The organism is Actinorectispora metalli (assembly GCF_056323685.1).
The window spans coordinates 3,068,126-3,087,223 of sequence record NZ_JBREYE010000001.1; the positions used below are offsets into that span (position 1 = coordinate 3,068,126).

A 19,098-nucleotide genomic window follows, 5' to 3' on the forward strand; every position below is an offset into this window, starting at 1 on the left:
AGATCAGTCTTTGAGCTCGCAGATCACGCTGCCCTGGGTGATGGGGGTGCCGGGAGCCGCCGACAGGCCGGTGACCGTGCCCGCCTTGTGCGCGATGACGGGGTTTTCCATCTTCATCGCCTCCAGCACGACGATGAGCTCGCCCGCGGCGACCTGCTGCCCGTCCTCCACCGCGACCTTGACGATGGTGCCCTGCATGGGCGCGGTCACCGCGTCCCCGGACACCGCCGCCGCGGCCTTGCCGCCCGCGCGCTTGCGCGGCTTGGCCTTCGCGCCGCCCGCGGCACCGGTGCCGCCGCCGAGCGCGAGGTCGCCGGGCAGGGTCACCTCCAACCGCCTGCCGCCGACCTCCACCACGACGCTCTGCCTGGCCTCGGGCTCTTCGGCCTCGGCGGCGCCGGTGAACGGCTCGACGGTGTTGTCCCACTCGGTCTCGATCCAGCGGGTGTGCACGGTGAAGCCGTCCTCGCCTGCGAACGCGGGGTCGCGCACGATGAGCCGGTGGAAGGGCAGCACGGTGGCCATGCCCTCCACGACCATCTCGTCCAGCGCGCGCCGCGCCCTGGCCAGCGCCTCCTGCCGGTTCTCGCCGGTGACGACCAGCTTGGCCAGCAGGGAGTCGAACTGTCCGCCGATCACGGTGCCGGACTCCACGCCCGCGTCCACCCGGACGCCGGGGCCTGCGGGTGCGGCGAATGTCGTCACGGTGCCGGGGGCGGGCAGGAAGTTGCGGCCCGCGTCCTCGCCGTTGATGCGGAACTCGATGGAGTGGCCGTGCGGCTGGGGGTCGGAGTCGAAGCGCAGCTTCTCGCCCGCCGCGATGCGGAACTGCTCGCGGACCAGGTCGATGCCGGTGGTCTCCTCGGAGACCGGGTGCTCGACCTGGAGCCGGGTGTTGACCTCGAGGAAGGAGATGGTGCCGTCCTGACCTACCAGGAACTCCACCGTGCCCGCGCCGTGGTAGCCGGCCTCCTGGCAGATTGCCCTGGCCGCACCGTGGATGGTCTTGCGCTGGGCGTCGTTGAGGAACGGCGCGGGCGCCTCCTCCACGAGCTTCTGGTGGCGGCGCTGCAGCGAACAATCCCTGGTGCCGACGACGATCACGTTGCCGTGCTGATCGGCCAGCACCTGCGCCTCGACGTGGCGCGGGCGGTCGAGGTAGCGCTCGACGAAACACTCGCCGCGGCCGAACGCGGTGACCGCCTCCCGCACCGCCGAGTCGAACAGCTCGGGGATCTCCTCCTTGGTGCGCGCCACCTTCAGCCCGCGGCCGCCGCCGCCGAACGCGGCCTTGATCGCCACCGGCAGGCCGTTCTCCTCGGCGAAGGCCAGCACCTCGTCGGGCCCCGACACCGGGTCCTTTGTGCCGGGCACCAGCGGGGCGCCCGCGCGGGTGGCGATGTGGCGGGCGGTGACCTTGTCGCCGAGGTCGCGGATGGCCTGCGGGCTGGGCCCGATCCAGGTCAGTCCCGCGTCGATCACGGCCTGGGCGAAGTCGGCGTTCTCGGAGAGGAAGCCGTAGCCGGGGTGGATGGAGTCGGCGCCGGAGCGGCGGGCCGCGTCGAGCACCTTGTCGAAGGAGAGGTAGCTCTCGCCGGGGGTGTTGCCGCCGAGCGCGAACGCCTCGTCGGCCAGCCGCACGAACGGGGCGTCACGGTCTGGGTCGGCGTAGATCGCGACGCTGGCGAGTCCGGCGTCCTTGCACGCCCGGATGACCCTAACGGCGATCTCGCCCCGGTTGGCGATCAGGACCTTCCTCAGCTCGCCTGAGCGCTCGCCCACGTCCCTACCTCCTGTTTTGCGACACAGTCCGGTTCCGTTTGTCACTTATGACGCGTCCCCGCGTTCTGCGAGAGTCTATGGCCGTTCATCGTTCTGACACGCGAGAGACCGGTCACGCCACACAGGCTGCCGCAGGGTTTTCACCACCAGAAGCCCCTTTGGATGGTCCTTGCGGGGACTTCCGGTGGCGAAAGTTCTTTCAGATTAAGGCGGGCTTGGCGCCGCGGGTATCGGGTCGCGCCTTGTCGGCACCGGATTGATCTGTGAGCAGGCCCTCGTTGCGGGCGACCAGGACCGGGACGGTGATCTGGCCCGCCACGTTGGTGGCGGTGCGGATCATGTCCAGGATCGGGTCGATGGCGAAGACCACCGCCACGCCCGCCGCGATGACCTCGGCGGGCAGGCCGACCGAGCTCAGCGTCAAGGTGAGCATGGTGAACCAGCCCGTTGTGCCCGCGGTGGCAAAGGCGCCGAACACCGCGACCGCGGCGATGATGGCGTACTGCCAGATCGACAGCTGCACGCCGAACAGGTTCGCGATGAAGATCGTGGCCACCGCGGGGTAGACCGCGGCGCAGCCGTCCATCTTGGTGGTGGTGCCCAGCGGGACCGCGAAGCCCGCGTAGCCGGGGTCGACGCCGAGGTTCACCGCGGCCTGCCTGCTCAGCGGCAGGGTGGCGCTGGATGAACGCGAAACGAAGGCGAACTGCAGCGCGTTCCAGGACTCGCGGAAGAACCGCAGCGGGCTGATCCCGCCGACGAACCGCAGCAGGATCGGGTACACCACGAACAACACGATCAGCGTGCCCGCGTACACCGCGACCACCAGCGAGGCCAGCGGCCGCAGGAAGTCGACGCCGTAGCTTGCGAAGGCGTTGCCGATCAGTCCCGCGACGCCGATGGGCGCCAACCGGATCAGCCAGCCGAGCACCTTCTGGATGATGTCGAAGACCGCCTGGTTGAACTGGGTGAACGGGCGGGCCTTCTCACCGAGCAGGTAGCTGGCGAAGCCGATCAGCAGCGCGAGGAACACAACCTGCAGGATCTCGCCTTCGGAGAACGCGGCGAAGAAGTTCTCCGGTACCAGGCTTTGCAGGAACGACAGCCAGTCGCCGTGTTCCCTGGTGGCGAGCTTCTTGGTGGCTGCCTCGGTGGGGCTGACCTGTACGCCGCGGCCCGGCGCGCCCAGGATGCCGATGGCCAGTCCGATCAGCACTGCGATGAGCGAGGTAGCGCCGAACCAGAGCAGGGTCTTGCCGCCGACCCTGGCCGCGGTTCGGGCGCCGCCGAGGTTGGCCAGGCTGTTGATGCCCACCACGATCGCGGTGAACACCAGTGGGATGACTGTGAGTTGCAGCAGGTTCGTGAAAACGGTGCCGACCGAACCGAGCGTGGCCGACAGCCCCTGCACGTCGGCGGCCCTGGCGAGCAGGCCGAGGCCGACACCGAGGGCGAGACCGAGCAGAACCTGCACGCCGAACGGGATACGTCTGAGGGCGGTGAGCATATGGGGGTCCCCCTGGAATTTCTTCAGATGCGAGCGCGGCGACGACGAAGGGCCGCGGGGCTCGGGAACGCAGACGTCAGCTGTGGATCAGACGTGCGGACAGATGGCACTGGCCTGCAGTCGCAGGTCGACGTGCAGGCGAGAGGTGAACAACCATCGCGAATTCATGTCGGGACGGTTCAACCCCGACCGCGAGATCAAACTTCCGGCTACCGCCAGAGCGTGACGACATTCACCCCGACGTCGCAGAGCAGCTGTCGGGTCAGCGGCAGGCTGATGCCGATCACGCTGGATGGATCGCCGTCGACGCCCGCAACGAACCAGCCGCCGAGGCCGTCCAGGGTGAAGCCGCCCGCGACCCCCAGCGGTTCGCCGGTGGCCAGGTAGGCCTCCAGCTCCGCGTCGCCGATATCGGTGAAGCGGACCGTCGTGCTCGCGTGGCCATCGGCCTGCTTGCGCAGCTCGCCATCGGCCAGCAGCAGCACGGCGTGGCCGGTGAGCAGGTCGCCGGCGCCGCCCGCCATGCGCTTCCACCGGGCGCGGGCCACCTCGACCGAACCGGGCTTGCCGACGACCTTGCCGTCGATGTGCAGCATCGAGTCGCAGCCCACGATGACCGCGTTCGGGTGCTCGGCGGCCACCCGATCCAGTACGGCTCGCGCCTTGGCCACCGCGAGCGCCGTGACCAGCTCCGCGGGTGTCGGATCGCTCAGGCTCGCGGCCACCGCGTCCTCGTCGACCCCGGAGACGAACACGGCGGCGTCGATCCCGGCCGCGGCGAGCACGGCCCGGCGGGCGGGGGAGGCGGAGGCGAGCACGAACTGCACGGGTGCAGCCTAGTTCGGCCGAGAGCTTCGGCTGCACTGGGACGGGCGCGTCGAGCAGCGGGCGGATCGCGGCGATCGATGCGGCGCCGGTGCCTACTTCTGCAGGTACTTGGTGATCGCGACCTCGGCGAGCCTGTCCAGGATCCGCAGCCGTTCCTCGTTCGAGGTCACGGGAGCGTTGATGCCGCGGGTGGCCGACTCGCTGACCTGCAGCCGCATCACCCCCGGCGCCTTGGCATCCCCGGTGACCGGGACGACCAGCTCCCGGCGCTGGCTGCCGGTGTCGCAGACAGTCACCTCGCGCCCGGCGATCTCCGGTGTGGACTCCACATCGCAGCGGTGCCACACATCGGCGGCGGCCGGGTAGAAGCGCAGCGTGAACTTCAGGCTGAAGTCCTTCACCGCGCCCTGGCAGTGCTCACCGCGGGTGGCGGTGACCGCCTGCCCACCGCCCGCCTCACTGATCAGGTCCCCAAGCAGCTTGCAGGCAAGGTCCGGCGCCTCGGTGGAGTTGTACGCGGCGAGCAGTTGCTTGGCGTCCGGCGGCAGCGGCACCTCCTGCGGCGCCCGGCAGTCCCTCGGGGTGGCCTGCGGGTCGAGCTGGCAGACCGCGGCCATCGGCTCGTCAGGGACGTTGGTCTTGAACCCGAGCGCGGCGGGTGCGGGCGGCGGCGCGGGCGGTCCCGCGGCCAGCGTCTTGATCAGCTTCTCGGCCTGCTGGGCGACCACGGCGCAGGCGTTGGGTTCGTTGTTGCGGCTCAGCTTGACGCGCTGGAACGGACGCTCCGGGCTGCCGCCTGCCACGGCCACGGCGCCCCACTCCAGGTCGCAGCCGCGGTCGCGGCTGATCTGCCGCACGGTGCCGAAGCTCAGCGGGACCGGCTCGCCGGTCGCGGGCTTCTCGGCCAGCGGGTCCAGCCCCGCGACCACGGACAGCTCGGTGTTGGCCCAGTCGGCGCCGTCGGACGGGTCGTGCGTGGTGCACCGGGCGGCGGCGATGGCGTCGCGGCCGTAGCCGAACTGCGGCTGGGTGCTGCTGCCGACCGCCTTGCCCAGCAGGTCGCAGACGTTCCACCGGTTCAACGCCGGCGGCGGTGCCTCGCTGAGGGCTTGGGCGGGGGTGGCCAGCTTGCCCGCCGCCGTCTCACCCGCTGCTCTGGCCACCCGGCAGCCCGTGCCGAGGTCTTCGCCGACCGCCCTGGTGTGGATCTGCACCGCCCGCGAGGCGGTCAGCGGGATGTGCACATCGCAGGTGCGCAGTTCCGGGGAGCGGGCCGTCGGCCCGTCCATCAGCTGGTAGGCGGTCAGCCCGGCCAGCGACACGGGTGCGGCGGCGGCCCGGTTGCGGTGTTCGAAGCTCGCGCTGAGCGAGAGCACCAGTCGGTCGGCGCTGCCGTCGGGCAGCTTCACCGGAAGCTCGCAGCTCTGCGGGCCCGCCGGGTAGGCCGGGCCGGTGGCGACGGCGGCGGCCTGCTTGCCGGTCAGCAGCTTGCACGCGTCCACCGACACCAGCGCCCAGCGCGCGGGCTCCTCCGGGATGTTCGCGATCGGTGCGTAGGTGTTGGCCACCGGCGGCAGTCCCGGCACGGTGGACGAGCCGCAGGACACGGACAGCACGCCCAAGGCCAGTAAGGCAATCAGGCTGAGGGTCCGGGTTGCTGTTCGCGGCACTGAAGCTCTCCCCGATCACGCGTCCGACGTCAGGCAGCCTAGCGCCGGCGGTGCGGGAGTTGGGGCCAGACCCGGAAAAGTCCGGTGCGGGCGTACACCCGCACCGGACATTCCACTGCAATCAGTGCGGAATCAGGTCGGTGAACCGCAGACTGCGGGCTTCCGGTCCCGACGGCACCCGCTCTGGGCGGGCCGACGGCGGCACCGGCGGGCCTGCCTGGACTCCGGAGCCGCCGCCGACGACCGGCAGCGCCACCCTGGTGCTGTCCAGGTGGATCTGCAGCTGTCCCGGCCTGGCCGGACCGGGGATGAACCGGCTGTCGGTGCCGCCGATGATCACGGCGAACTGATGGCCCGCCGGGATCACGTGGTCGGAGGTGGAGATCCGGAACGTGATCGTGTACTTCTGGCCTGCCTGCAACGGGCGGTCCACGTCCAGCGACTCGTAGTTGGCCAGATCCGCCCAGCCGCGGGCGAACACCTCGGCGTCGACGTTGCTGCTGGTCGCCTCGGTGTTCTTGTAGCAGGCGTCGTCCCCGGTGCGGTTCTCGCCGTGGCAGGACTCCGTGTTCAGCGTGCGGATGCCCTCGCCGCTGCCCAGGTAGTTGCGGATGGTGGCCGGGCCGTAGTGCACCAGCGCCACCGACACGTGAGCCGTCGTGGTGCTGGGCGTGACCGCGACGGTGATCGAGCCGGTGCCCGCGATCCGCAGGTCCTTCTCCAGCTTGCCGGTGGAGTACAGCAGCCGGTTCGCCGAGGCCTGGCCGGGGTTCTTGGCCCAGTCGAACTCCGACAGCCTGGTGTTGTCGGTGAACTTCGCGGTACCGGTGCCCGGTGCCTGCGTCGACAGCGAGCCAAGGCCCTCCACGCTTCCCGTGCGGGGGTGGAAGCTGGTCAGCGCGGTGTCCGCGGGCGGCCATTTGGCGTCGTCGGCCCACTTGTCAGGGGCGCGCTCGACGCTGGAGGCGGGCTCGCGGTCGATGCCGTTGTCCACGTTCAGCAGCCAGCGGTCGAACCAGCGGTGCAGGGTCTTGACCCACTCGGTGCGGCGGAAGTCGAACGGGTCGACGTGGCCCGCCTGGGTCAGCCACAGCTTCAGCGGCGTGCCCTGCGCCCGCAGCGCGTCCCACCACTGTCCGAAGTGGATGGTCTTGACGTTGAGGTCGCCCTGGCCGTGCACGACGAACACGCTGGCCTTGACCTTGCTCGCGTCCTTGACGTAGTCGCGCTGCTTCCACATCTGCGTCATGTTGCCGTTGGCGGGCGCACCCGAGGTGAGCTGGTTCTTCACGCCCTGGCAGCCCGCCCGGGGGCTTTCCTCGACCAGGTTGGCCAGGTAGGTCGGCGTGCCGCTGCCGACGCCGTCGCCGCGCTGGTAGTCGTACCAGGAGGAGATCGCGCCGATCGGCACGATGGTCTTCAACTCGGGCACCCCGGTGGCGGCGACGCCGTTGGCGATGGTGCCGTCCCAGGACTTGCCGATCATGCCGACCGAGGGCGCGGCCCAGGTCGCGGTGACCGCGTTGCCGCCGCTGACCTTGTCGTAGCCCTTGGCGCGGCCGCCGATCCAATCGATCACGGCCTTGGCGGAGGCGATCTCCGACGGGCCGCCCACATCTGAGCAGCCGGTGGATTTGTTGGTGCCCGATAGGTCGACCAGCACCACGGCGTAGCCGCGCGGCACGAAGTAGTTGTCGTAGAACAGCGGGAAGCCCTGCGGGCGTCCCTGTGCGTCGTAGGTCTTCTTCTCGCTTTCCAGGCCGCGCCCGCAGCAGGAGTAGTACGGGCTGGCGTCCATGATCGTCGGCACCTTCCCGCCCGTGGCGGGCCGGATGATGTCCGCGGCGACGCGGTCGTTGACGCGGTCGCCGTTGAGGTCGAGTCCGATGTCGACGAACGTCGTCTCCCTGATCGCGTCGGCGAAAGAGAAAGACGGTTGGCTGAGTCCGTCACGGATGTTGGTCGGTGCGGCCGCGGCGGCGGGGGCGGTGAACGCTCCCGCCGCGGTGATTGCCGCGGTGGCCAGTACGGATAGCAGGGTGAACGGCCGTTGTTTTGCCACAATGCCTCCAGCAGGGATCCCTTCTCGGGACGCTAAGCAGGAGGGCTTGCCCGTGGTCAGGTCCGAATGACGCAACTGACCGCCGGATTTTCGGCTTTATGGCGCGTTATTCCCTGAAATGCCGGGTTTCATCGCGGCAGACCGGACGCCCGCCAGGCGCCCGGTCCGGGGTGCAGCGGCGTGCGCAGCAGCGGCGCGCGGTCGGCCCACGCCGACCGCGGCTCGTCCTTCTGCTCCGGAGCACCGCGGCTCGCCAGGCCCGCGACCACCGCGGCGAGCGCCGCCATCTCGGCCTCGTCCGGCGTGCCACGCACCACGCGCAGGTAGGGACGCTCGGCGCTCATCGGATCTCCTTCGCGACCTGGGCCTTACAGCGGGATGTTGCCGTGCTTGCGGGGCGGCAGGGTCTCCCGCTTGTCACGCAGCATGCGCAGCGCGCGGGCCACGTAGCCGCGGGTGTAGGAGGGCGGGATCACCGAGTCCACGTAGCCGCGCTCGGCGGCGATGTAGGGGTTGCAGAGGGTGTCCTCGTACTCCTGCTGCAGCTTCGCGCGCAGCGCCTCGACGTCCTCGCCGTTGTTGACGGCGTTGGCCAGCGTCTTGCGGTGCACGATGTTCGCCGCGCCCTGGGCTCCCATCACCGCGATCTGCGCGGTCGGCCAGGCCAGGTTGATGTCCGCGCCGAGGTGCTTGGAGCCCATCACGTCGTAGGCGCCGCCGTAGGCCTTGCGGGTGATCACGGTGACCAGCGGGACGGTGGCCTCGGCGTAGGCGTAGATCAGCTTGGCGCCGCGCCGGATGATGCCGTTCCACTCCTGGTCGGTGCCCGGCAGGAAGCCCGGCACGTCCACGAAGGTCAGCACCGGGATGTTGAACGCGTCGCAGGTCCGCACGAACCGGGCGGCCTTCTCGCTGGCGTCGATGTCCAGACAGCCTGCGAACTGCGTCGGCTGGTTGGCCACCACGCCGACGCTGCGGCCCTCCACCCGGCCGAAGCCGATCAGGATGTTGGGCGCGAACAGCTCCATGACCTCGAGGAACTCGCCGTCGTCCAGCACGCGGGTGATCACCTCGTGCATGTCGTACGGCTGGTTCGCCGAGTCCGGGATCAGCGTGTCGAGCTCCCGGTCGGACTCCTCGATGGCGTCCGCGAGCGCCCCGTCGCCGGTGTCGGCGGCGTCGAAGACCGGCGCGTCGGAGAGGTTGTTGGACGGCAGGAAGCTGAGCAGCTCCTTGACGTAGGCGATCGCGTCGTCCTCGTCGGAACCCAGGTAGTGCGCGTTGCCGGACTTGGTGTTGTGCGTCCGGCCGCCGCCGAGGTCCTCGAAGCTGACCTCCTCACCGGTGACGGTCTTGATCACGTCCGGGCCGGTGATGAACATGTTGGAGGTCTTGTCGACCATGACCGTGAAGTCGGTGATCGCGGGCGAGTACACGTGCCCGCCCGCGCAGGGCCCCATGATCAGCGAGATCTGCGGGATCACGCCGGAGGCGAGGGTGTTGCGGCGGAAGATCTCGCCGTAGAGGCCGAGGGAGACCACGCCCTCCTGGATGCGCGCGCCACCGCCCTCGTTGATGCCGATAATGGGCCGCCCGGTCTTGATCGCCAGGTCCATCACCTTGACGATCTTCTCGCCGTAGACCTCGCCGAGGCTGCCGCCGAAGACCGTCACGTCCTGGCTGAACACGCAGACCGGCCGCCCGTCCACGGTGCCGTACCCGGTGACCACGCCGTCGCCGTAGGGGCGGGACTTCTCCAGCCCGAAGTTGGTGGAGCGGTGCCGTGCGTGCTCGTCCAGCTCGACGAACGAGCCGGGGTCGAGCAGCATGTCGATCCGCTCGCGAGCCGTCTTCTTGCCCTTGGCGTGCTGCTTCTCCACCGCGCGGGCAGAGCCTGCGTGCACTGCTTCGTCATTGCGCCGGTAGAGGTCGGCGAGCTTGCCCGCTGTGGTGTGGATATCGGGCTCTTCCGCAGGTGGCTGGCCGATCGGCTGGGTGGCACTGCTCATGACGAGGCAGCCTAGCCGGCCTCCGCCACCCTGCTTACCCACCAGTAGTCCACGTCACGCCCAATAGTGCGTTTCCACCCCAACCGTTCGAGTGGAGATGCCAAGTTCCGGCCCCTGGGTAGCGCCGCAGCGGTAGCGTGACCGAGCCAAGGCCCCGTAGGCCGAGGAAGTGAACCCGGTCCCCCTCCGGACGGTCGGCGGCCGGGTTTTGCGCTGTCTGGGGGTCTGCGGCAGAGGCTGCTCTTCTCCCATCCGATCGAGTGGCGACCGGAAACCAAACTGGAGTCCGCCGCAGCTCCCATGTAACCTTAGCTGTGCCGAGGCCACGTAGGCCGAGGAAGTGGACCCGACTCCCAGCGCGGACGCTCTGGCGGTCGGGTTTCGCGTCTTTAGGGCAAGATCTCCGTCGTCTCCTCGAGAAGTCCGGCAGCACGGCGTGACCAGTCCCCTCCTGCGCCCACGCACCATGCCACCGCATCGGGCATCCACAAGATAGGTTCCTCGTGGGGTCGCATGTGTTCATAGGTGATTGGTGAGTACGGGTCTTTAGGCGGCAGCAGCCGACGGATGAGCAGTTGATCGTGATGGTCTTGGCCTTCTCGGCTTTCCAGCACCAATCGCATCACGTCCCGCTTGATCAGTTCTGGCATCAGCGCACGAAGACATGCGTTGCGAGCGGTGTTGCCCGTGCCCGCACTGGTCAGAACCAAGGTACGTGCGGCCAGGGCATGCATGGTCGAGATGATCTGGTGGCGTCGCGAGATGCTTTCGTACCTGAAGTGGATGCGCCGTTGGCGGGGGAGACACAGCGATCTCAGCAGACTGCGAGTGGCCCTAAGGTCGCTGGGCTGCACCAGGGTGGCAGCAAGTAGGTAGGTGCCGTTGCGGCAGGATTCGTCGACGAAGGCGTGGACTGTCACCGAAGCTTCTTCGGCGTCTCCGCGCGGCGGTTTGAGGGGTTGACTCGAACTGGCGTGCGAGTTCGCCCGCCCGGGGTGGTTGCGGGTCGGTGAAAGGCTCTGGAACGTTCCCGTTAGCGTGGTTGTATGGGCAACGAACTGCGGGGACCACTGAGCGTGACGACGTTGCGTGACGAATTGCTCACGCCCGGCGGGCCGCTCGCCGCGCTGGATGTCATCCCCCGGACCGGCTCGACCAACGCCGATCTGGTCGCCGCCGCGCAGGCGGGCGAGGTCGCCGACTACACGGTCCTGGTCGCCGAGGAGCAGACCGACGGCCGCGGTCGCAACCAACGGCACTGGGTCTCGCCCGCGGGGGCCGGGCTGCTGTTCAGCATCTTCCTGCGCCCCACCGGCGTCCCGAACAACCGGCTGAGTTGGCTGCCGCTGCTCGCGGGCACCGCCGTCGCCCACGTTGTCGGAGACCTTGGTCAGGTCAGGGCGCTGATGAAGTGGCCCAACGACCTGCTCGTCGGCCCCACCGGCGCCAAGTGCGGCGGCATCCTCGCCGAACTCGTCGCGGGCGAGCAGCCTGGAGTCGTGCTGGGCATCGGTCTCAACGTCAGCCACACCCCCGACGAACTGCCCACCGGTCCGAACAAGCTCCCCGCGACCTCGCTGGCCGCCCAGAACGCGGCCTGCACCGACCGGCACACGCTGCTCGCGGCGTTGATCCGGGAACTGGTCGAGCGTGATCAGGCGTGGCGCAAGGCAGGCGGCGACCCCCAGCGCTGCGGGCTGCTCACCGCCTACCGCCGCTGCTGCGCCACGATCGGCGTGCGGATCACCGTCGAATTCCCCTCCGGCGAGATGCTGCGCGGCACCGCCACCGATGTCGATCTTGACGGCAGGCTGCTCGTGCGATGTGACGACGGCAAACTACGTGCGGTGTCGGCCGGGGATGTCGTCCATGTTCGGCCCGACGCGGCGGTAAGTTGACAGCGGACGCACAGCAGCGCAGCACGATGGCATACGGAGGAGCGCCGTGGCCTACCCGGACGACCTGCTCGCGCCGGAAGAGCGTGTCGTGATCCACAAGCACCCGCACTGGAAAATGCTGGTCTTCCCGGTGCTGGTGTTCCTGATGACGGCGGGCTTGGTGGCCTACCTCGCCTCGCTGGCGGCGAACCTCTCCTGGCATCTGATCGCCTGGGCCGCGCTGGCTGTGGTCGCGGCGGGGCTGATCTGCTGGCTCACGCTGGCGCCGCTGCTGCGCTGGCGCACCACCCACTTCGTGGTCACCACCCAGCGCGTCATGGTGCGCGAGGGCGTGCTGACCCGCACCGGCATCGACATCCCGCTGTCGCGGATCAACAGCGTCCAATTCCGGCACCGCCTGATCGACCGCATGCTCGGCTGCGGCACGCTGATCATCGAGTCGGCCGCCGACGACCCGCTCGAGTTCGACGACATCCCGCACGTGGAGCGGGTGCACTCGCTGCTCTACCGCGAAGTGAACACCGATCCCAAGGACAACTTCCGCCCCGCCCGCGAGGTGCACTGATGGCACGAACCCCCGGTCTCCCCATGCGTTCCCCGGCCGCGTCCTTGCCGGAGCGGGTCACGATCTGGGAGGTGGGCGCGCGGGACGGGCTGCAGAACGAGCAGGCGGTCGTCCCGTTGGAGACCAAGCTCGCGTTCCTCGACCGTCTCGCCGAGGCGGGCCTACAGGTGCTGGAGGCGACCAGTTTCGTGCACCCCAAGTGGGTGCCGCAGTTGGCCGACGCCGCCGACCTGATGGCCAAGCTGGACCGGCGGGCCGGGGTGAGCTACCCGGTGCTGGTGCCCAATGAGCGCGGCCTGGACCGCGCGTTGGAGGCGGGCGTCGAGCGGATCGCGATCTTCGCCAGCGCCACCGAGACGTTCGCCCGCAAGAACCTCAACCGCGGCCTGTCCGACCAGTTCGCCATGTTCGAGCCGGTGGTCTCCGGTGCGGTGGACGAGGGCGTTGCGGTGCGCGGCTACCTGTCCATGTGCTTCGGCGACCCCTGGGAGGGCCCGGTCGAACCCGATCGCGTGGTCTCCGTCGGCCGAACGCTGCTGGCGATGGGCTGCGACCAGCTTTCCCTTGGCGACACGATCGGCGTCGCCACGCCGGGGCACGTCGAGCGGCTGCTGCAAGCCTTCCTCGACGCCGGTGTCCCGGTGGGCTCCCTCGCGGTGCACTTCCACGACACCTACGGCCAGGCGCTGGCCAACACCTACGCCGCCCTCCGCCAGGGTGTCTCCACAGTGGACTCCTCCGCGGGCGGCCTCGGTGGCTGCCCGTACGCGGAGTCCGCCACCGGCAATCTCGCCACCGAGGACCTCGTCTGGATGCTCGACGGCCTCGGCATCGAACACGGCGTTGACCTTGAGAAGCTGGTCGCTACCAGCGTGTGGATGGCCGAGCGCCTCGGCAGGCCCAGCCCCTCCCGGGTGGTGCGCGCGCTGGCGGGCTGAGGTCAGGCCTGCGCGTCCCTGGTGCCGAACATGCCGACGAACGTGCAGCGCAGGACGCACTTCTCGCCGCGGTGAGCTGTGCCGGTGATCTCCACCAGCCCCAGGCCGGGCCGTGACGCCGAGCGGCGGGCCGAGCGCACCTCCAGCCTGCCGTCGAGCACGTCGCCGGGGTAGACCGGCGCCAGCCAGGCCAGTTCGGAGCAGCCGGGGGAGCCCTGCGAGGTCGAGTCGTGCAGCACCGCGTCCACGTAGGCGCGCATCCACAGGCTGCCGGTGAACCAGCCTGAGGCGCACAGCCCGCCGAGCACCGACTTCTCGGCGACCTCCTCATCGAGGTGGACGGGCTGCGGATCGAAGCGCTCGGAGAACGCCATCATCTCGTCCCGGTCGATGCTGATCTTGCCCAGTTCGATGACCAGCCCTGGCGTCAGGTCCTCGTAGGCCCACTTGGGTGACGAGCTCATGACCGAATCGTAGGCAGCCCGCCGTGTCGTGACTTGTTACCCGGTACACAACCGTCGCACCATCGAATGGGCGAACAACTTTGGTAGCCGGTGGAACCGGGTCTGCGGGGAGGACGTCACAGAGTCGAGGCCGGACTAGGCGGAGGTGGCGGGTGCCGACCGATCATCGAGCACAGGTGGAGCAACTCCTCGCCGACTACCGGCGCAGCCGGGAGCAGCTTGCCGAGGTGCACCGCCGACTCGCCACGCTCACCGAGACGGTCGGCAGCCCCGACGGCTCGGTGCGGGTGACCGTGGGGGCACAGGGCAGGCTCGCCAAGCTGGAGATCACCGAGGACGCCTACCGCCAATTTCGGCCGTCCCGGTTGGCGCAGCTGATCACCGAATTGACGGCCGCCGCGGCGGGCAGGGTGAGCCGACAGGCGCAGGAGGCGCTGGTCCCGCTGCTGCCGCCGGGAAGCGACCCGGAGGCACTGTTGGCGGGCACCGCCGACCTGCGGCCCGCGGAACTCGCGCCGCCCGCGGCGAAGCCCGCTCCCGACGATGACGACGACTACTACGGCGAGCAGAGCTGGCTGGAAGACACCCGACATCCGACCGGGAGGGGCCGATGAGTCAGCCGATCATGCGCAGTGACGGCGAGGCGCTGCGGCAGCGGGCGGCGGAGTTCACCGGCCACGCCGAACGTGCTGAACGCATCGCGGCCGAACTGCGGCAGACGCTGGAGGGCCTCGGCGAATGCTGGGGGCGGGACGCGATCGGCCAGAGTTTCGCCGCGGCCCATGTGGGCAAGTCCGTGGAGAGCGTCAAGGCCGTGAACGCGCTGGCCGAGCAGCTTCGCGATGTCGGCGCACGATTCCGCGCCACCGCGGACAACGTGGACCGGGCCGAAACGGCCTCCGCCGACGCGTTCCGCGCCGTGCACGACGGGAGGCGTTAGATGGGCATCCAGCTGCCACCCGAACTCGCCGGGGTCGCCGCGCAGGCGGGCGTGCGGTGGCCGGAGGCCGACGAGGACGCCATGCGTCAGGCCGCGGCCGCCTGGCGAGACGCGGCCGCCAAGATCGAGAGCCTTGCCCGAGACGCCGACGGCACCGCCACCCAGGCGCTGTCGGCCTTCGACGGCGCGAGCGCGCCCGCCGCCCGCGGCCAGTGGAACAGCTTCATCGCACCGGACACCGGCCACTTGTCCCAGGCCGCGAAGGGCTGCGGCGCCGCCGCCGAACGGCTGGAACACGCCGCCCAGCAGATCGGCGCCGCCAAGGCCCAACTCGTCCAGCAGCTGGTGGACTTCGCCCGCAACGCCGAGGCCATCCAGACCTCCGCGGGAGCGGGCAACACCCAGGCGGCGGGCGGCCTGCAGACCCTGCTCAACGGAACCGCCGCCAACGTCGCCGCGCTGACCGAACGCCTGGGCAAGGCCGTGGACCTCGCCTCCGGCCTGACCATGGACGCGGGCGCGCTGCCGATCGCCGCCAACCCCGGCGCGCAGGGCCACGGGCCGCTCGCCCTGGTCGGTGACCTGGCCCAGGGCACGGTGGGCACCGTGCACGGTGTCGCAGGCCAGGCCACCCACCTCGTCGCGGACACCGCGACGGGCGTGGTCGACACCGCCAATCACGGTGTGGACGCGGCGATCGGCGGCCGTGGTCAGGGCCACGGCGGGAACTCCGTGCTGGACCCCGCCATGACCACGGTCGACACCGCGGTGCGCAGCGCTGACGGCGCGCTGAACCAGGTCACGAACACCGTGGGCACCACTCTGGAGGGCGGGTCGGCGCCGATCGCCGATGTGGTGTCCGGGCACGATCCGGTGGGCCGCGATCTCGGTTCCACCGGTCCGATGCCCGCCCGGGACGTCGGGTTGCCGGGCGATCCCGGTTCGCACCGGGGCGCCGCGGTGCCTTCCGTGTCGGCGGTTCCGGACCGGCCGGACGCACCGGCCGCCGTGCACCAAGCGGGCATCACCCCGGAACCACCGCAGGCCATCCGCCCCGACCTGACGGCTTCACCGACAGGGGCAGCCGCACCCGTCGCCGGCGGACACAGCGCGGGCCAACCCGCCCCGCCCGTGGCCCAGGGACCTGCGGCAGGACCCGTGACCGCGAGCCCCGGCGCCGCGCAGCCGCGTGTGCCCCAGCAGGCGGCAGGTCCGGTGCCTGCCCCCGCGCCGACAGCGGCACAACCCCGGCCTGTGCAACCGGCGCTCGGCCCGCTCGTCGCCTCGGGAGCCACGCAACCGGCTGTGCCCCAACAGCCCGCCGGGCAGGCGGCTCGTCCTGGTCCGGGACCGGCGACCCAGCCCGCGCCAGCCCAGCCCGGTGCAACCGCAGGCCCGGCCACCCAGCCCGCGGCAGGCCACCCTGGCGCGATGACAGGCCCGGCCACCCAACCCGCCGCAGGCCACCCCGGCGCGGCGGCGGGTCCGGCCACCCAGCCCGCACCGGGCCAGCCGGGTGCGGGCGGCGGTGCTTCGGGACGCCCGGCCGCCGACGTGTCGACCGCCTACCACGATGCGTCCGGCTCCCAGGACTCCGGTGTCCTCGGCTCCACCGCCGCGCACCCCGCGCCTGCGGCCACCGAGTCGGCACGCGCGGGACTGGTCGCGGCGGCCATGGAGGACTTCGCCGCCCTCGACGACGGGCCGCCCGACGAGGTGCAGGCGTTTCTGCTGTACCTGTTCCCGATGGGCCACCTGCCGGTCGCCACGACCACACCCGCGCGGCAGTTGCCCGCGCCGGTCACCGAGCAGGAGTTCTCCGTCCAGCTGCGCCGCCCGGTCGACGACCACCCCGACGCCGGCCTGATCAGCACCGACGCGCCGCCCGCCGAAGCGGCCGCGGTGTGCGGGCCCGCGCTGTCGGATCAGGACGAGGCGGTGCTGGCGCTGCTCACCGGATACGACCCACTGGGTGAGGCCTCGGAGTTCGAGTGGCAGCGCAGGTTCCTGGTGCGGCCTGCCGACCCCGAACGGGGCAGGCGGGCGGAGTACGCGTGGCCGCCCGCGGAGCTGTACCCGGAGGGCGGGGTCGCACCGGCCACCGCCACCGTGCTGGAGCCGGGCATCCACCTCGACCGGTTCGGCGACCCCGACGGCAGGCTGCTCGCCGCGGCGGGCATCCCGTTCGCCGCGCGCAGCCTCCCGCCCGATCACCTGCGACGCGGCTACCGGCGCTTCGAGGTGCTGCGGGCGCTGCCCGCCTGGCGAAGCGTCGCCGCGCCCTGGTTCGCCCAGCCCGGCGGCGGTCTTCGGTTCCGCACCACGCACTCGGTGGCCGAGCTTCTCGCCCTGGGCTACCTCGCCGATGTCACGCCGGAACCTGTCCAGGACACGATCGAAGTGGAGCGGTCCTCATGAAGTCGGAGCAGCTGCTGTCCTGGGTGGAGCGTCTCGGCGTGCCTGCGCGGTTGGTGTCGGTCGGCGTCGAGGCCGAGGACACCTGGTGTCTGCTGCACGACGAGGGGCTGGAGACCGGCGAGCCGGGCTGGGAGGTGTTCTGGCGCGAGCAGGGCAACCGGTACGACTGGGCGAAGTTCTCCAGCGAGCAGGTCGCCTGCTTCTACCTCTACGGCCGCCTCGCCTGGAGCCAGGCCGCCCGCGTCGAGGCCACCCCGGTCCCCACTCCGCCTACCGAGCCGAACCCCGCACCCGCCTCGGAACGAGCCCCGGTGACGACTCCGATCCAGCTTCCCTGACCCGGTCTTGTGGATCGGGCCACCGGAGCTACGCACTTCGGGCAGCCGCCCGTACGCTCAACGGCGTGACAGACAGCACGCAGAACAGCAGCCCGGGTGTCACACCCAACGCGCACCTCGACCGACCGGTCGATCACCTAGGCGAGGTCCGCAAGCGCGTCCTGAGCGGCGGCGCGGAGAAGTACCACACGTCCAATGCGGCCAAGGGCAAGATGTTCGCCCGCGACCGGATCGCGCACCTGGTCGACGAGGGCAGCTTCGTCGAGGACGGCCTCTACGCCAACGCGTTGGCCGACGGGCTGCCCGCCGACGGTGTGGTCACCGGCACCGCGACCGTGGACGGGCGCCAGGTGTGCCTGATGGCCAACGACTCGACGGTCAAGGCGGGCTCCTGGGGCGCCCGTACCGTGGAGAAGATCATCAGGATCATCGAGCGCGCCTATGCGACCGGTGTGCCCATGGTCTACCTGGTGGACTCGGCGGGAGCGCGGATCACCGACCAGATCCAACTGTTCCCCGGCCGCCGCGGCGCGGGCAAGATCTTCTACAACCAGGTGAAGGCCTCCGGGTCGATCCCGCAGGTCTGTGCCCTGTTCGGCCCCTCGGCCGCGGGCGGGGCCTACATCCCCGCGTTCTGCGACGTCGTGATCATGGTCGAGGGCAATGCCTCGATGTACCTGGGCAGCGACCGCATGGTGGAGATGGTCACCGGGGAGAAGACCACGCTGGAGGAGATGGGTGGCGCCCGCGTGCACTGCACCGTCTCCGGCGTCGGCCACTTCCTGGCCAAGACCGAGGACGAGGCGCTGCGCACGGTCGGGCAGTACCTGTCCTACCTGCCGTCCAACTGGGAGGGCACCCCGCCCACCGCGGAGCCGCAGGAACCCGGCAAGGGCGACCTGCGCACGCTGGTGCCCGAGGGCGAGCGCCAGGCCTTCGACATGCGCCGCTACATCAAGGCGCTCGTGGACGACGGCTCGTTTTTCGAGATCCACGCCCTGTGGGCCCGCGAGCTCACGGTCGGCTTCGCCCGCCTGAACGGGCAGGTCGTCGGCATCGTCGGCAATAACTCGATGTTCAAGGGCGGGGTGCTGTTCGTGGACTCCGCGGACAAGGCCACCCGGTTCGTGCAGCTGTGCGACGCGTTCAACGTGCCGCTTCTGTTCCTGTCCGACGTGCCCGGCTTCATGGTCGGCACCGCGGTGGAGAAGCAGGGCATCATCCGCCACGGCGCCAAGATGATCACCGCGATCTCCGAGGCCACCGTGCCCAAGATCTGCGTCGTGGTCCGCAAGGCCTACGGCGCGGGCCTCTACGCCATGGCAGGCCCCGGCTTCGAACCGGACGCCACCATCGCGCTGCCCACCGCCAAGATCGCCGTCATGGGCGCCGAGGCCGCCGTCAACGCCGTCTACGCCAACAAGATCGCCGCGATCGAGGACCCCGACGAGCGGGCCGCCTACGTCCAGCAGCGCCGCGAGGAGTACGACGTCGACATCGACATCCTGCGCCTCGCGAGCGAACTGGTGGTGGACTCCATCTGCGAACCGGAGAACCTCCGCGCCGAACTCATCGCCCGCTACCGCGCGGCCCAGGGCCGCAACCGCGACTTCTCCCGCCGCCGCCACGGCATCACCCCGGTCTGAACCTCCGGTTCGGCGCCCTGAACCCGGTTCAGG

At 70.4% G+C, this 19,098-nt stretch carries 17 protein-coding genes; 8 read left to right on the forward strand and 9 right to left on the reverse strand.

The window, feature by feature from the left end; translation table 11 throughout:
• Positions 1-3: 3 nt before the first annotated feature.
• The 8 genes from ACU6XJ_RS14400 to ACU6XJ_RS14435 all read right to left on the reverse strand — a co-directional run bounded on the left by ACU6XJ_RS14400 (position 4) and on the right by ACU6XJ_RS14435 (position 10,778).
• Positions 4-1,782 (reverse strand): acetyl/propionyl/methylcrotonyl-CoA carboxylase subunit alpha, encoded by a 1,779-nt coding sequence (locus ACU6XJ_RS14400; RefSeq protein ID WP_476310998.1) that lies wholly within the window; start codon positions 1,780-1,782, stop codon positions 4-6.
• A gap of 199 nt (positions 1,783-1,981) precedes the next feature.
• Positions 1,982-3,289, reverse strand: a complete 1,308-nt coding sequence (locus ACU6XJ_RS14405; RefSeq protein ID WP_476311000.1) for a dicarboxylate/amino acid:cation symporter — start codon at positions 3,287-3,289, stop codon at positions 1,982-1,984.
• A 209-nt stretch (positions 3,290-3,498) separates the two neighbouring features.
• Entirely contained in the window at positions 3,499-4,116 is a 618-nt protein-coding gene (locus tag ACU6XJ_RS14410) for a Maf family protein (protein WP_476311003.1), read from the reverse strand.
• A gap of 93 nt (positions 4,117-4,209) precedes the next feature.
• Complete coding sequence (locus tag ACU6XJ_RS14415; protein ID WP_476311006.1) at positions 4,210-5,787, reverse strand: hypothetical protein; 1,578 nt, start codon at positions 5,785-5,787, stop codon at positions 4,210-4,212.
• Positions 5,788-5,908: 121 nt separating this feature from the next.
• Positions 5,909-7,849 carry a Xaa-Pro dipeptidyl-peptidase gene (locus tag ACU6XJ_RS14420; protein WP_476311009.1) on the reverse strand — a complete coding sequence of 647 codons (1,941 nt, stop codon included), beginning with the start codon at positions 7,847-7,849 and terminating at the stop codon, positions 5,909-5,911.
• A 128-nt stretch (positions 7,850-7,977) separates the two neighbouring features.
• Positions 7,978-8,193: an acyl-CoA carboxylase subunit epsilon gene (locus tag ACU6XJ_RS14425; protein ID WP_476311012.1), complete on the reverse strand. Its 216-nt coding sequence runs from the start codon at positions 8,191-8,193 to the stop codon at positions 7,978-7,980.
• A gap of 24 nt (positions 8,194-8,217) precedes the next feature.
• Positions 8,218-9,858 (reverse strand): acyl-CoA carboxylase subunit beta, encoded by a 1,641-nt coding sequence (locus ACU6XJ_RS14430; RefSeq protein WP_476311014.1) that lies wholly within the window; start codon positions 9,856-9,858, stop codon positions 8,218-8,220.
• Between the two features lie 389 nt (positions 9,859-10,247).
• The gene (locus tag ACU6XJ_RS14435; protein WP_476311016.1) at positions 10,248-10,778 is read right to left on the reverse strand and encodes a hypothetical protein; all 531 of its coding nucleotides are present in this window, start codon (positions 10,776-10,778) and stop codon (positions 10,248-10,250) included.
• Positions 10,779-10,904: 126 nt separating this feature from the next.
• On the opposite strand from ACU6XJ_RS14435, the gene ACU6XJ_RS14440 reads away from it, so the two are divergent.
• From ACU6XJ_RS14440 to ACU6XJ_RS14450, 3 genes are read left to right on the forward strand one after another with little or no spacing between them, the layout of a single operon-like run.
• Complete coding sequence (locus tag ACU6XJ_RS14440; RefSeq protein WP_476311019.1) at positions 10,905-11,756, forward strand: biotin--[acetyl-CoA-carboxylase] ligase; 852 nt, start codon at positions 10,905-10,907, stop codon at positions 11,754-11,756.
• Positions 11,757-11,802: 46 nt separating this feature from the next.
• Positions 11,803-12,321 carry a PH domain-containing protein gene (locus ACU6XJ_RS14445; RefSeq protein WP_476311022.1) on the forward strand — a complete coding sequence of 173 codons (519 nt, stop codon included), beginning with the start codon at positions 11,803-11,805 and terminating at the stop codon, positions 12,319-12,321.
• The gene (locus ACU6XJ_RS14450; protein ID WP_476311024.1) at positions 12,321-13,259 is read left to right on the forward strand and encodes a hydroxymethylglutaryl-CoA lyase; all 939 of its coding nucleotides are present in this window, start codon (positions 12,321-12,323) and stop codon (positions 13,257-13,259) included. The genes ACU6XJ_RS14445 and ACU6XJ_RS14450 overlap by 1 nt, the downstream gene beginning before the upstream one ends.
• Before the next feature lie 2 nt (positions 13,260-13,261).
• Here the strand turns inward: ACU6XJ_RS14450 and ACU6XJ_RS14455 are convergent, their stop codons facing one another.
• On the reverse strand, positions 13,262-13,723 hold the full coding sequence (locus ACU6XJ_RS14455) for a MaoC family dehydratase (RefSeq protein ID WP_476311026.1): 462 nt from the start codon (positions 13,721-13,723) through the stop codon (positions 13,262-13,264).
• A gap of 152 nt (positions 13,724-13,875) precedes the next feature.
• Between ACU6XJ_RS14455 and ACU6XJ_RS14460 the strand changes: the two genes are divergently transcribed.
• The 5 genes from ACU6XJ_RS14460 (at position 13,876) to ACU6XJ_RS14480 (ending at position 19,065) form a co-directional block, all read left to right on the forward strand.
• A complete protein-coding gene (locus tag ACU6XJ_RS14460) occupies positions 13,876-14,337 on the forward strand; it encodes a YbaB/EbfC family nucleoid-associated protein (protein WP_476311029.1) in 462 nt (153 codons plus the stop codon).
• Positions 14,334-14,663, forward strand: a complete 330-nt coding sequence (locus ACU6XJ_RS14465; RefSeq protein WP_476311031.1) for a WXG100 family type VII secretion target — start codon at positions 14,334-14,336, stop codon at positions 14,661-14,663. The genes ACU6XJ_RS14460 and ACU6XJ_RS14465 overlap by 4 nt, the downstream gene beginning before the upstream one ends.
• Positions 14,664-17,081, forward strand: coding sequence for a glycohydrolase toxin TNT-related protein (locus tag ACU6XJ_RS14470; RefSeq protein ID WP_476311034.1), 2,418 nt, complete (start codon positions 14,664-14,666; stop codon positions 17,079-17,081).
• Positions 17,078-17,419 carry a hypothetical protein gene (locus tag ACU6XJ_RS14475; protein ID WP_476311037.1) on the forward strand — a complete coding sequence of 114 codons (342 nt, stop codon included), beginning with the start codon at positions 17,078-17,080 and terminating at the stop codon, positions 17,417-17,419. The genes ACU6XJ_RS14470 and ACU6XJ_RS14475 overlap by 4 nt, the downstream gene beginning before the upstream one ends.
• A gap of 65 nt (positions 17,420-17,484) precedes the next feature.
• Entirely contained in the window at positions 17,485-19,065 is a 1,581-nt protein-coding gene (locus tag ACU6XJ_RS14480; RefSeq protein WP_476311040.1) for an acyl-CoA carboxylase subunit beta, read from the forward strand.
• The last annotated feature ends 33 nt before the right edge of the window (positions 19,066-19,098 follow it).